This is a genomic window from Castellaniella ginsengisoli (genome assembly GCF_040955415.1).
GTDB lineage: Bacteria > Pseudomonadota > Gammaproteobacteria > Burkholderiales > Burkholderiaceae_B > Castellaniella > Castellaniella ginsengisoli.
In genome coordinates this window covers 2,061,408-2,074,926 of sequence record NZ_CP158257.1, presented here as the reverse complement: position 1 = coordinate 2,074,926, position 13,519 = coordinate 2,061,408, and the positions used below count along the sequence as shown (strand labels likewise).

Genomic DNA, 13,519 nt, shown 5'->3' with positions numbered 1-13,519 from the left:
GACCACCCGGAACCTCACATTTGTCTATTCTGTCATTCTCGCAAATTGCGTCAATCGGGGTAAGTCGCTAGCCCCGATCCGGCCATTCCAGTCAACCATGCCAGCGTCGCCTGCCGCCCCGAACCGGGATCCCGCCGATGGGAAAAATACCGGTCCGCCCGAGCCCAGGTGCACTCCCCGCTGACTTCCACCCGGGCCACGCCGGCCTGCTGCAGCCGGGCGTGCGCCAGACCGGCCAGATCGGCCAGCCAGCGGGCGCCATCGGCTCTCTTCACCTCGGCGGCAAAGAACCTGTCGAAGCCGGGGTCCCGGTCCAGAAACGCCGCCCGCACCTCCGGGCCGACCTGGAAGGCCTGTGGCCCGATGCCCGGTCCGATCCAGGCGCGCCAATGCCGCGCCTGCGGCGCCCTGCGGCGCATGGCATCCAGCGTGCTCTCCAGCACCCCGGCCGCCAAACCGCGCCAGCCGGCATGGGCGACGCCCAACACGGAACCCGACTCGTCGGCCAGCACGACCGGCAGGCAGTCGGCCGTCATGATCACCAAAGGCCGGTCACGCCGGACCGTCACGGCGGCATCCGCGCGCGGAAGGCCGCCCGGGCGCCCCGATCCGTCAGGCGGCGCATCGGCATCGCACACGTCCGTCCCGTGGACCTGTTCCAGCCAGAACGGCGCCCCCGGCAATGCGCGCCGCAAGCGCTGCCGGTTTTCGCGGACAGCCGCCGGATCGTCCCCGACGTGCGCGCCCAGGTTCAGGCTGTCCCGGGGCGCCGTGCTGACGCCGCCGACGCGCCAGGTCGAAAAATACTGCACGCCGGCCCAAGGCTCGCCCGTCACGCCCCGCAGGCCGGGCGCTGGCTCAAGAATGGTCGTCGTCATCATGCCCCCAGAGAATGCCGTCCAGCACCCGGAGGAAGTCCCCCGGAGGGTCTGCCGTAAAGGCGCACGGCCGCCCGGAGACAGGGTCGTCGAAACCGAGGGCGCGCGCATGCAGCATCTGGCGCCCGGCGCCGGCTTCCAGCCGGCCGCCATACAGGGTGTCGCCCAGCAGAGGGTGCCGCAGACGGGCCATGTGGACACGGATCTGATGCGTGCGGCCGGTCTCCAGGCGGCACAAGACCCGGGAGACGACGAGCCCGCCGCACCGGCCGACGCCCGTGGATTCATAATGCGTGACGGCGGGCTTGGGCGCGACCGGCCGGTCGGCGCTCATGCGCACGGGCACCCGGGCATCGCGGCCGATCGGGGCATCCACGGTGCCCCGCCCCGTCAGCGCGCCGTGCACCAGCGCGCAGTACTCGCGCTTGACGGAGCGCGCCTGGAGCTGGCGCACCAGGTTGGTCTGGGCGACTGTCGTCCGCGCCACGACCAGCAGCCCGGACGTTTCTTTGTCCAGCCGGTGGACAATGCCGGCGCGGGCCACGCGGGCCAATTCCGGATAGCGGAACAGCAAGCCGTTGAGCAGCGTGCCGTGCCAATTGCCCGCGCCCGGATGGGTGACCAGGCCAGCGGGCTTGTCCACCACGATCCAGTCGGGGGAATCGGCCACGATGCGAAAAGCGACGTCCTCGGGCACGAAGGCCAGATCCTCGGGCGCCTGCTGGGGCCATACCCGGATCAAGGCGCCGGGGCCCACCCGGGTGCGGATCTTGCCCACGGCGCCGTCGACTTCGACGTGGCCGTCCTCGATCCAGGATTGCAGACGGCTGCGTGAATGGCTCGGCATGAGACGCGCGAGCGCCTTGTCCAGCCGATCGGGCAGGACGTCCGGCGGCAGCCGGTACACCTCGGGCGCGTCGAGGCCTGTGTCTTCGGTGGCGATATCCGTGTACGGCATGGCGACAAATCATATAATCTGCCGACAATGCTAACACCTTGACCAAGGATGCTCCGTGGCCGCGCATGCCCCTGTTTTCTCGAAAACCCTGTCAACCCGCGTCAGGCTGATCCTGGCCTGCCTGTGCATGGCCCTGGCGGCGGGCTGCAGCTCGACCAAGGGCAATGTCGATCCGACCGCCGGCTGGAGCGCAGAACGTCTCTACAGCCAGGCCCGCTCCGACATCAGCTCAGGCAACTGGTCCGATGCCCGCAAGAACCTCGAAGCCCTCGAAGCCCGCTACCCGTTCGGTATCTATGCCCAGCAGGCCCTGATCGATCAGGCTTACGTCAACTGGAAAGATGAAGAGCCCGAGCAGGCCAAGGCCGCCATCGACCGATTCATGCAGCAATACCCGAACCATCCCGGCACGGACTACATGCTGTATCTGAAGGGCATGATCACCTTCACGCCGCCCAGCGCCATCCTGTCGAACTTCACGCGCCAGGATCCCAGCGAGCGCGACCCCAAGGGGCTGCGGGAGTCCTACGAGGCCTTCAACGAGCTGATCAAGCGCTACCCGGACAGCCGCTATACGCCGGATGCCCGCAAGCGCGCGGCCTGGCTGGTCAACACCATTGCCGAAAACGAAGTCCACATCGCCCAGTATTACTACGAGCGCGGCGCCTACGTGGCGGCGGCCAACCGCGCCCAGACGGTGGTCACCGACTTCGAAGGCGTGCCCGTCGCGGAAAAGGCTCTTTATCTGATGATGCTCAGCTACGACAAGCTGGGCCTTCCGGAACTGCGCGACGATGCCAAGCGCGTGCTCGACCACAATTTCCCGGACAGCAAGTATTACTCGCAGGGCCTGGACGAGCCGGCCAATCTCTGGAACCCTCTCAACTGGTTCTGAAGCGGCTTGCGGCTTCAGGCCGCCGGTTCAGCGCCCGGCGGCATCTTCCGCCGCCGCTTCCCGCGCGCCGGGTGGCTGGCCTAGAAAATCCAGGGCCACTTCGGCATCGCGCGTACGGGCAAAGGGCGGCAGCCCTTGCCACAATAAGCGCCCGTAGGGTTTGTCCACCAGGCGGCCGTCGCCCACCATCAGCACCCCCCAATCGGTCTCGGACCGGATCAGGCGCCCCGCCCCCTGCTTGAGCAGCAATGCGGCCTGGGGCAACTGGTATTCCATGAAGGGGTTGCCGCCTTCGGTCCTGCAGGCGTTCAAGCGGGCTTCCAGCACGGGATCGTCAGGCGGGGCAAACGGCAATTTGTCGATCGCCACCAGGGTCAGCGCATCGCCCGGCACGTCGATGCCTTCCCAGAAACTGGTGCTGCCCACCAGCACCGCATTGCCGGCCGCCCGGAAACGCTCCAGCAGCACGCCGCGCGAGGCCTCGCCCTGACGCATGACCGGCCGCTCCGAGGACAACATGCCGCGCAACAGGACATCGGCCACCCGGTCCACCGCGCGCAGGGTGGTGCACAGCACCAGCACCCCGCCCGCACAGGCGTCCACCAGCGGCAGCAACGCCTGGGCAAAGGCATCCGTGAACCCCGGATCGCCCGGCCAGGGCAAGGCCTTGGGCACGTACAACAAGCCCTGCGCCGGATAGTCGAACGGCGAGGCCCAACTGCGCGTCTCGGCGCCGCCCAGTCCCAACTGGCGCTGGAAGTGCTGGAAATCGCCGCGCACCGACAAGGTGGCCGAAGCCAGCACCCAGGACTGGCCGGGCCGGCGAAAACCCGAAAAAATCCGCGCCACCGACAAGGGCGCGCGCTGCAGCCGCACGGAATGCGCGCTGTGCTCGATCCACCGCACCGCCGCCTGCTCTTCTTCGGCGGCCGGTTCGCCCCGCCCGGGGTGAGCCCACTGCCACAACCGGGCGCGCAGCGTGCGCGCCGTGCGGGCGGCCGCCGCCAGATCGGGGTGGCGTTCTTCCTGGGCGCCCAGCGACTCCGTCAGACCGTCCAGCGCCTGCGCCAGGCGGTCCAGCGCGGGATCGAAGGTATCGGTTTCGGGAATCTGCTCGAAAGTCGCCCGGCCGCCCGGCAACCGTCCCACGGGCGCACTGACCAGGCGCAGATCGCGCGCCGCCGCCTCCAGGGCCTGGCACAGTTCGCTCCAGCGGACGGTCTCGCGCGCGTGCGCCAGCCCGGCCGCCTCGGCCTGCCGGGCGCAGTCCAGCACCTGGTGCAGCGACAGGCTCTGGCCAAGAAAGCGGGTAGCGGTGTCGGGCAACTGATGCGCCTCGTCGAAAACCACCAGCCGGGTTTCCGGCAGCAGATCGGTGATGCCCTCTTCCCGCAGCGCCAAGTCCGCCATGAAAAGAGCATGATTGACCACCACCACGTCGGCCTCCTGGGCGTGGCGACGCGCCTTCAGCAAAAAACAGTCGCGCACGAAGGGACATTCCTGCCCCAGGCAATTTTCCCGGGTGGAAGTGACCCGGCCCCAGATATCGGCCGTCTCGGGCACCTCGGGCAGGTCCGCGCGCTCGCCGCTCTCGCTTTCCCGCGTGAAGCGGCGGATGGCGCGCAATTGAGCGATTTCGTCGCGCGATTTCAAGGCGCGCTCGTCCTGCTCCAGGCGCTCCAAGTGGTAGTGGCACACATAGTTTGCGCGCCCTTTGAGCAGCGCGACATCCACCGGCAAGGCCAGGGCGGCGCGCAGGCGGGGGATGTCGCGGCGAAAGAGCTGGTCCTGCAAGGTGCGGGTACCGGTGGACACCAGGACCTTGCCGCCCGAGAGAAAGGCGGGCGCCAGATAGGCCCAGGTCTTGCCCGTTCCCGTGCCGGCTTCGGCGATCAGCACGCCGCCGCTGTCGAGCGTATCGCGGATGGCCTCCGACAGGGCGAACTGGGCCGCGCGCGGCACGTAGCCCGGCAACTGGCGGGCCAGCGGGCCGTCGGGGCCGAAGAGGTCGGCAAGATCGTCGGAAAACATGGTGCGGGGCGCGGCGGAAATGCGGATCAACCCCCGGATGATACGCCAGAGGATTCCGCCATGGCGGGGTGGGTATGGCAAAATGCGCCGCTTGTACCGGCCTGAAACGACTCCTATGACCCTGACCTCTTCCGACTCCCAGTCCCACACCGTCGATCCCGCCCGCGTCCTGCGGCTGCTGACGGCGGAACTCGACGCCCGCCCCGCCCAGATCCAGGCGGCCGTCGACCTGCTGGATTCCGGCGCCACCGTGCCTTTCATCGCCCGCTACCGCAAGGAAGCCACCGGCGGGCTGGACGATACGGTGCTGCGCCAATTGGAAGTCCGCCTGCTCTACATCCGCGAACTGGAAGGCCGCCGCGTCGCGATCCTGGACGCCATCGAGGGCCAGGGCAAGCTCGATGACGCCTTGCGGGCACAAATCCTGGAGGCCGACAGCAAGCAGCGGCTGGAGGACCTGTATGCCCCCTACAAACCGAAACGCCGCACGCGCGCCCAGATCGCCCGCGAGGCGGGCCTGGAGCCCCTGGCCGACGCCCTGCTCGCCGATCCGGCGACCGTGCCCGACAGCCTGGCGGCCGGCTACTTGAACGCGGAGGCGGGCTTCGGGGACGCCCGCGCCGCCCTGAATGGCGCGCGCGACATTCTGGCCGAACGCTTCGCGGAGGACGCCACGCTGCTGGACACGCTGCGCACGGAGCTCTGGAACACAGGCCGGATCACCGCGAAAGTCGTGGAAGGCAAGGAAACCGAAGGCGCGAACTTCCGCGACTGGTTCGATTTCAGCGAGGCCTTGCGCACCCTGCCCTCGCACCGCATCCTGGCCCTGCTGCGCGGCCGCCAGCAAGGCATCCTGGACCTGCGCCTGGGGCTGGATCCCGAGCGCGAAGCCGAGACCCCGCACCCTTTCGTGGCGCGGGTGGCCGGGATCCTGGATCTGGACGCGCGCTTCGATGCCCACGCCACCCCGCGCCAGCACTGGCTGGCCGAGGTCTGCCGCTGGACCTGGCGGGTCAAGCTGCTGACGGGCTTCGAGACCGAGCTGATCGGACGGCTTCGGGAGACGGCCGAGGCCGAGGCCATCCGCGTGTTCGCCGCCAACCTGAAGGATCTGCTGCTGGCCGCGCCGGCCGGCCCGAAAGCCGTGCTGGGCCTGGATCCCGGCATCCGCACCGGCGTCAAGGCCGCCGCCATCGACGCCACCGGCAAGCTGCTGGAAACTGCCACGATCTACCCTTTCGAACCGCGCCGTGATGTGGAGGGCAGCCTGCGGACCCTGGCCGCCCTGGTCGCGCGCCACCGGATCGACCTGGTGGCCATCGGCAACGGCACCGCCTCGCGTGAGACCGAGCGCTTGGTCGCCACGCTGCGTGAACGCCATCCCGAACTGGTGTTCGAGCGCGTCGTCGTGTCCGAGGCGGGCGCCTCGGTCTATTCCGCCTCCGAACTGGCCGCCCTGGAATTTCCCGAACTGGACGTCAGCCTGCGCGGCGCGGTCTCCATCGCCCGCCGCCTGCAGGATCCCCTGGCCGAACTGGTGAAGATCGAACCCAAGGCCATCGGCGTGGGCCAGTACCAGCACGACGTCAACCAGCGCGAACTGGCCCGGTCCCTGGACGCCGTGGTCGAGGACTGCGTGAACGCCGTGGGCGTGGACGTCAACACGGCCTCGGCGCCGCTGCTTACGCGCGTGTCCGGGCTGAACCAGTCGCTGGCGCGCAACATCGTGCAATGGCGCGAGGCAAACGGCGCCTTCCGCAACCGGCGGGCTTTGCGCGACGTGCCCCGCTTCGGCGACAAGGCGTTCGAGCAAGCGGCCGGTTTCCTGCGCATCCCCGGATCCGACAATCCGCTGGATGCCTCGGCCGTCCACCCCGAGGCCTACCCCGTGGTCGAGCGCATCCTGCGGAAAATCGGCCAGCCCGCCGCTGCGGTGATGGGCAACGCCCAATCGCTGAAAGGCCTGTCGCCCGCCGATTTCACGGACGAGCGCTTCGGCCTGCCCACGGTGCGCGACATCTTCGCGGAACTGGAAAAACCCGGCCGCGACCCCCGCCCCGAATTCAAGACGGCCCGATTCAAGGAAGGCATCCACGACATCAAGGATCTGGTTCCGGGCATGGTGCTGGAGGGCGTGGTCAGCAATGTCGCCAATTTCGGCGCCTTCGTGGATATTGGCGTGCACCAGGACGGCCTGGTGCACGTCTCCGCGCTGGCCGACAAGTTTGTCAAGGATCCGCGCGACGTGGTGCGCGTGGGACAGACGGTGCAGGTGCGCGTGCTGGAAGTCGACGTGGCGCGCAAGCGCATCGCCCTGAGCATGCGCAAGGACGATCCGGAACCGCGCCACGCGGGCGGCCCGGCGGGGACGGGCGCCGCGCGGCCGGGCAGGCACGCCGGGCCCCGCAGCGGACGGGCCGACAAGCCGGCCGCCGCGCCCCAGGGCGCCATGGCCGAGGCCTTCGCGCGGTTGCGCCCGTCCAAGGGCTGACCCTCTCCGGGCCGGGCGGCGGCCGCCCACGGGCCTCGCCTCAAGCCCGGGTTTTCTTGATCCGGATCAGTTCAGGAAAGCCGGCGGGCGGCTATAACAACGTCTTTCCAGCCCTTTTTCACGGCAGCCCCGCCATGGACGAACCGCTCTCCCCCTCCCCGCCCGGGCTCGCCGAAATCATCGGCCGGGCGCGCGGCCGCGAACCGATCCGCGTCGCTGTCGTACATCCCTGCGACGAACTGAGCCTGCGCGCCGCCCTGGACGCCCGCCAGGCCGGCTTGATCGACCCGATATTGGTGGCGCCGCGCGCACGGCTGGAGCAGGCGGCCCGCGAACTGGGGGGGTCTCTAGAAGGCGTCCAGACCCTGGATGCCCCGCACAGCCATGCCGCCGCCGAGCAGGCCGTGGCGCTGGTCCGCGCCGGCGGGGCCGAGGCCCTGATGAAGGGCAGCCTGCACACCGACGAACTGATGAGCGCGGTGGTCGCCCGCGAGGGCCTGCGCACCAGCCGGCGCGTCAGTCACTGCTATCTGCTGCAGACGCCGCACTACCCCCGCCCCTTCATCGTGACCGACGCGGCGATCAACATCGCGCCCGACCTGGAACAGAAGGCCGACATCATCCGCAACGCCATCGATCTGGCGCACGCCATCGGCGTCTCCGAACCGCGCGTGGCCATCCTGGCCGCCGTCGAGACTGTGAACGCCGCCATGCCGGCCACGCTGGATGCGGCGGCGCTGTGCAAAATGGCCGACCGGGGCCAGATCTCGGGCGCGCTGCTGGACGGGCCGCTGGCCTTCGACAACGCCATCTCGATCGCCGCCGCACGGGCCAAGGGCATCCGCTCCGAAGTCGCCGGCCGCGCCGACATTCTCGTCGTGCCCGACCTGGAAAGCGGCAACATGCTGGCCAAGCAGTTGATGTTCCTGGGCGAGGCCGCCAGCGCCGGCATTGTCCTGGGCGCGCGCGTGCCCATCATCCTGACGAGCCGCGCCGACGCCTATGAAACCCGCATGGCCTCCTGCGCGCTGGCGCTGCTGCTGGCGCACCACTACCGGAGCTCCCCGCCATGAACGACGCGCGGCGCTACATCCTGGTGCTGAACTGCGGCTCATCGAGCATCAAGTTCGCACTCTTTGACGCCGCCTCCGATCCGCTGCCGCGCCGGCCCGCCTGGAACGGCAAGGTTCAGGGCATTGGCGGCGCGCAGCCGGATTTCGGGGAAACCGGCGTGGCGCCCCGCCCCGTTGAACTGGCCCCCGCCCACCCCTACCGCGACGCATTGAATCTGATCCTGCGGCGCATGCGGGCCTGGCTGGGCGGCGGACGCCTTGCGGCGGTCGCCCACCGCGTCGTCCACGGCGGCAGCAAATATGCCGAGCCAGTGCGCATCGACAGCGCCATTCTGCGGGATCTGCGCGGCTACATCCCCCTGGCCCCGCTGCACCAGCCCTTCGCCCTCGAAGCCATCGAGATCCTGCTGGCCGAGCAGCCGGAACTGCTCCAGATCGCCTGCTTCGACACCGCCTTTCATCACACCATCCCCCAGGTCGAGCGCATCCTGCCTCTGCCCTACGATGCCTGGGAGCGCGGCTTACGCCGCTACGGTTTCCACGGCCTGTCCTACGAATACCTGTCGATCGCCCTGCGGGAACGCCACGGCGCGGCGGCCGAGGGGCGCGTGATTGCCGCCCACCTGGGCAGCGGCGCCAGCCTGTGCGCGATGCGCGGGCTGCGCAGCCAGGCGACCACCATGGGTTTTTCAGCGCTGGACGGCCTGATGATGGGCACGCGCACCGGCGCGCTGGATCCGGGCGCCGTCCTCTATCTGATGGAAATCGAGCGGCTCAGCCTGGAAGAAGTCGGCCGGATTCTCTATCACGAGTCGGGTCTGAAGGGTGTTTCGGGCATTTCGGCCGATCCGCGGGATCTGCTCGCCCGTGAAGCGGACGCCCCGCGGGCCCGGCTGGCCCTGGATCTGTACGTGCGCCGCGTGGTGCGCGAGATCGGCGCGCTGACGGCCGTGCTGGGCGGCCTGGACATGCTGGTCTTCACCGCCGGGATCGGCGAGCACAGCGTCGAGTTGCGCCGGCGGATCTGCACGGGCCTGGCCTGGCTGGGCGTGCAACTGGACGAAACCGCCAACGCTGCCCAGGCGGCCGTGCTGTCGGCGTCCGGCAGCGCGGTCCAGGTGGCCATCGAGCCCACCAACGAGGAATGGATCGCCGCGCGCCACGCCTTGGACCTGGGCGCCTGACGGCGGCGAACCACAGACGCAAGCCGTCAGATCCCGCCCATGCAGAGGTATTTGACGACCAGATAGTCGTCCAGGCCGTGGCGCGATCCCTCGCGTCCCAGGCCGGACTGCTTGACTCCGCCGAACGGCGCGGCCGGATTGGATACCACGCCCGCGTTGATGCCGACCATGCCGTACTCCAGGGCCTCGGCCACCCGCCAGACGCGGCCGATGTCGCGGCTGTAGAAATAGGCCGCCAGACCGTATTCGGTGGCATTGGCCAGGGCGATGACCTCCGCATCATCCTTGAAGCGGAACAACGGCGCCACGGGACCGAACGTTTCTTCGGTGGCGCATTTCATGCCGGCCCCGACATCGACCAGAATGGTGGGTTCGAAATACGTGCCGCCCAGGGCGTGCGGCTTGCCGCCCGCCAGAACGCGCGCGCCCTTGCCTACGGCGTCCTCGACATGGCCGCGCACCTTGCGCAGCGCTGCCTCGTCGATCAGCGGCCCCTGGGTCACGCCCTCGTCCATGCCGTTGCCCACCTTCAGCTCCGCCACTTTTCTGGCCAGACGGCGGGCGAACTCGTCGTAGACGGCATCCTGGATATAGAAGCGGTTGGCGCACACGCAGGTCTGCCCGGTATTGCGGTATTTGCAGATCATGGCGCCCTCGACGGCCGCATCCAGATCGGCGTCGTCGAACACGATGAAGGGGGCGTTGCCGCCCAGTTCCAGGGACAGCTTCTTCACCGTGGGCGCGCACTGGGCATACAGCAGGCGGCCGACCTCGGTGGACCCCGTGAAACTGAGCTTGCGGACCAGGGGATTGCCGGTCATTTCGCCGCCGATGGCGGGCGCATCCCCCGTGAGGACGGAGAACACGCCCGCCGGCACGCCGGCGCGCCCGGCCAGTACGGCCAGCGCCAGCGCCGAAAACGGCGTCTCGGGCGCGGGCTTGACGACGATGGGGCAGCCGGCCGCCAGGGCGGCGGCGGCCTTGCGGGTGATCATCGAAGACGGGAAGTTCCATGGCGTAATGGCGGCGCACACCCCGATGGGTTCGCGCACGACCACGACGCGGCGGTCGCCCGCCGGGCCCGGAATGACTTCGCCGTAGGCCCGTTTGCCCTCTTCGGCATACCACTCGAAATAGGCGGCGCCGTAGGCCACCTCGCCGCGGGACTCGGCCAAGGGCTTGCCCTGCTCGGCGGTCATGATGCGCGCCAGGTCTTCGGCATGGTCGAGCATGAGCTGGTACCAGGCACGCAGAATCTCGGCCCGCCGCTGGGCCGTCAGCGCCCGCCAGCCGCCCCAGGCGGCCTGGGCCGCCTCGATGGCCTCGCGGGCCTCGGCGGCGCCCATGACCGGCACCGTGCCCAGGATCTCTCCCGTGGCCGGATTGCGCACGGGCTCGGTGCGCCCGTCGGGGGCATCACGCCACTGACCGTCGATATAGCACTGCTGGCGCAGCAGGTCGGGTTCCTTCAGTTGCAACATGTCGTCCACTCCTCGTCATCAATGGCCCGGCGCGCGACGCGCCGGGCCGGGTCTCGGTCCTTTACACGACGCCGCGCGCGCGCAAGGCCCTGATCTCATCGGGCGCCACGCCCAGAATCTCTTCCAGCACCTCGGCCGTATGCGCGCCCAGGGCGGGCGGCGGCAGGCGATAGTCCACCGGCGTCTCCGACAAGCGGATCGGGCTGGCCACCAGCGGCACGCTGCCGGTTTCCGGATGCGACATGTCGATGCGCAGGCCGCGCGCGCGCACTTGGGCGTCGTCGAACACCTGCGCCACCGCATTGATCGGGCCGCACGGCACGGCGCGGGACTCCAGCGCCGCAATCCAGGCGGCCGTGGTGCGCGCCGTGGTCAGGTGCCGCAGGATGGGAATCAGCGCGTCGCGGTGCTCGACCCGCGCCCGGTTGGTGGCGAAACGGTCATCCTGCGCCAGGTCCGGGCGGCCGGCCTCTTCGCAGAAACGGGCGAATTGCCCATCATTGCCGATGGCCAGGATCATGTAGCCGTCCGCCGTGGGGAAATCCTGGTAGGGCACGATGCTGGGGTGGGCGTTGCCCAGCCGCTGCGGGCTCAGGCCGGTGGCCAGGAAGTTCATGGCCTGATTCGCCAGGCAGGCCACCTGCACGTCAAGCAGCGCCATGTCCACGTGCTGACCGACGCCAGTGTGCTCGCGCGCCGCCAGCGCGGCCTGGATGGCGTTGGCCGCATACAGGCCGGTCAGGATGTCGGTCAACGCAACGCCGGCCTTCATCGGCCCGCCGCCCGGCTCGCCATCGGGCCGGCCGGTCACGCTCATCAGGCCGCCCAGGCCCTGGACCAGGAAATCGTAGCCGGCGCGCGCCGCATAAGGGCCGGTCTGCCCGAATCCCGTGATGGAACAGTACACCAGACGCGGGTTGAGCGCATGCAGGCTGTCGTAGTCCAGGCCGTACCGCGCCAGCCCGCCGGCCTTGAAGTTCTCCACCAGCACGTCCGACTGGCAGGCCAGCCGGCGGATCAGCGCCTGGCCCTGCGCGCTGGCCATGTCCACCGTCACGGAACGCTTGTTGCGATTGGCGCACAGGTAATAGGCCGCGACGCGCGATTCGCCCCCTTCGGCGTCGGGCATCCAGGGCGGCCCCCAGCCGCGCGTATCGTCGCCCGCGCCGGGCCGCTCGATCTTGATCACGTCCGCCCCCAGATCCCCCAGGATCTGAGTGGCCCACGGGCCGGCAAGAACGCGCGACAGATCCAGAACGCGGATGTGGGACAACGCGCCCCGGGACGCGCCGCCCGGCTCGGTGCTTGCGTGCGGCATGGCCGGCCCCTCAGTTGGCGAAGGCGGCGATGCCGGTGATGGCCCGCCCCAGAATCAGGGCATGCACATCGTGCGTGCCCTCGTAGGTATTGACGACCTCCAGGTTGACCAGGTGGCGGGCAATGCAGAACTCGTCGGAAATCCCGTTGCCGCCCAGCATGTCGCGTGCCGTGCGGGCGATGTCCAGCGCCTTGCCGCAGGAATTGCGCTTGATGATGGAGGTGATCTCGACCGGCGCAGCGCCTTCGTCCTTCAGGCGGCCGACGCGCAGCACCGACTGCAGGCCCAGCGTGATCTCGGTCAGCATGTCGGCCAACTTCTTCTGGATCAATTGGTTGGCCGCCAGCGGGCGCCCGAACTGCTTGCGGTCCAGGACGTACTGGCGCGCCGTCTCGTAGCAGGCTTCGGCTGCGCCCAGGGCGCCCCAGGCGATGCCATAGCGGGCTGAATTCAGGCACGTGAACGGCCCCTTGAGACCCCGCACCTCCGGGAAGGCGTTTTCCTCCGGCACGAAGACTTCGTCGAGCACGATCTCGCCCGTGATCGAGGCGCGCAGGCCGACCTTGCCGTGGATGGCGGGCGCCGACAGGCCCTTCCAGCCCTTCTCCAGGATGAAGCCGCGGATGTCGCCGGCCTCGTCCTTGGCCCAGACCACGAACACGTCGGCGATCGGGCTGTTGGTGATCCAGGTCTTGGCCCCGCTCAGGCGGTAGCCGCCCTGCACCTTTTTGGCCCGGGTGGCCATGGAGCCCGGGTCCGAGCCGTGATCGGGCTCGGTCAGGCCGAAGCAGCCGATCCACTCGCCCGAGGCCAGCCTGGGCAGGTATTTTTCTTTCTGGCCGGCGGTCCCGAACGCTTCGATGGGCACCATGACCAGGGAACTCTGCACGCTCATCATCGAGCGGTACCCCGAATCCACCCGCTCCACCTCGCGGGCGATCAGCCCGTAGCAGACCGTGTTCATTCCCGCACCGCCGTATTGTTCGGAAATCGTGGCGCCCAGCAGGCCCAGCTCGCCCATCTCGCGAAAGATCGCCGTATCGGTCTTCTCATGGCGAAACGCCTCTTGCACGCGCGGCAGCAGGCGGTCCTGGGCGTAGGCGCGGGCGGCGTCGCGCACCATCCGCTCGGTGTCGCTCAGTTGCTGGTCCAGCAGCAGGGGATCGAGCCATTGAAACTGGGGACGGGAAGTGGACATGGAGGCCTCCGG

10 protein-coding genes are annotated in these 13,519 nt (G+C 69.2%); 4 read left to right on the top strand and 6 right to left on the bottom strand.

All coding sequences use genetic code 11. From position 1 onward, the window contains the following. Positions 1-50 precede the first annotated feature (50 nt). Together pgeF and ABRZ00_RS09825 are read right to left on the bottom strand one after the other, a co-directional pair. The gene (pgeF, locus tag ABRZ00_RS09830; protein ID WP_368642135.1) at positions 51-881 is read right to left on the bottom strand and encodes a peptidoglycan editing factor PgeF; all 831 of its coding nucleotides are present in this window, start codon (positions 879-881) and stop codon (positions 51-53) included. Next, positions 859-1,836 carry an RluA family pseudouridine synthase gene (locus tag ABRZ00_RS09825; RefSeq protein ID WP_368642136.1) on the bottom strand — a complete coding sequence of 326 codons (978 nt, stop codon included), beginning with the start codon at positions 1,834-1,836 and terminating at the stop codon, positions 859-861. The genes pgeF and ABRZ00_RS09825 overlap by 23 nt, the downstream gene beginning before the upstream one ends. An 88-nt stretch (positions 1,837-1,924) precedes the next feature. Here ABRZ00_RS09825 and ABRZ00_RS09820 point away from each other — a divergent pair, with 88 nt between their 5' ends. Continuing rightward, positions 1,925-2,731 (top strand): outer membrane protein assembly factor BamD, encoded by an 807-nt coding sequence (locus ABRZ00_RS09820; RefSeq protein ID WP_368642756.1) that lies wholly within the window; start codon positions 1,925-1,927, stop codon positions 2,729-2,731. Positions 2,732-2,758: 27 nt separating this feature from the next. Here ABRZ00_RS09820 and ABRZ00_RS09815 read toward each other — a convergent pair whose 3' ends face one another. Next, the gene (locus tag ABRZ00_RS09815; RefSeq protein ID WP_368644653.1) at positions 2,759-4,762 is read right to left on the bottom strand and encodes an ATP-dependent DNA helicase; all 2,004 of its coding nucleotides are present in this window, start codon (positions 4,760-4,762) and stop codon (positions 2,759-2,761) included. Between the two features lie 115 nt (positions 4,763-4,877). On the opposite strand from ABRZ00_RS09815, the gene ABRZ00_RS09810 reads away from it, so the two are divergent. The 3 genes from ABRZ00_RS09810 (at position 4,878) to ABRZ00_RS09800 (ending at position 9,510) form a co-directional block, all read left to right on the top strand. After that, complete coding sequence (locus ABRZ00_RS09810; protein WP_368644262.1) at positions 4,878-7,253, top strand: Tex family protein; 2,376 nt, start codon at positions 4,878-4,880, stop codon at positions 7,251-7,253. A gap of 134 nt (positions 7,254-7,387) precedes the next feature. Beyond that, positions 7,388-8,326: a bifunctional enoyl-CoA hydratase/phosphate acetyltransferase gene (locus ABRZ00_RS09805; protein WP_368642138.1), complete on the top strand. Its 939-nt coding sequence runs from the start codon at positions 7,388-7,390 to the stop codon at positions 8,324-8,326. Beyond that, positions 8,323-9,510, top strand: a complete 1,188-nt coding sequence (locus ABRZ00_RS09800) for an acetate/propionate family kinase (RefSeq protein ID WP_368642139.1) — start codon at positions 8,323-8,325, stop codon at positions 9,508-9,510. Before ABRZ00_RS09805 ends, ABRZ00_RS09800 begins: the two co-directional genes overlap by 4 nt. A gap of 26 nt (positions 9,511-9,536) precedes the next feature. Here ABRZ00_RS09800 and ABRZ00_RS09795 read toward each other — a convergent pair whose 3' ends face one another. From ABRZ00_RS09795 to ABRZ00_RS09785, 3 genes are all read right to left on the bottom strand, one after another. Beyond that, positions 9,537-10,991 carry an NAD-dependent succinate-semialdehyde dehydrogenase gene (locus ABRZ00_RS09795; protein ID WP_368644261.1) on the bottom strand — a complete coding sequence of 485 codons (1,455 nt, stop codon included), beginning with the start codon at positions 10,989-10,991 and terminating at the stop codon, positions 9,537-9,539. Positions 10,992-11,052: 61 nt separating this feature from the next. Continuing rightward, a complete protein-coding gene (locus tag ABRZ00_RS09790; RefSeq protein ID WP_368647685.1) occupies positions 11,053-12,309 on the bottom strand; it encodes a CaiB/BaiF CoA transferase family protein in 1,257 nt (418 codons plus the stop codon). A 10-nt stretch (positions 12,310-12,319) separates the two neighbouring features. Then, positions 12,320-13,507, bottom strand: a complete 1,188-nt coding sequence (locus ABRZ00_RS09785) for an acyl-CoA dehydrogenase (RefSeq protein WP_368642142.1) — start codon at positions 13,505-13,507, stop codon at positions 12,320-12,322. Positions 13,508-13,519: the final 12 nt, after the last annotated feature.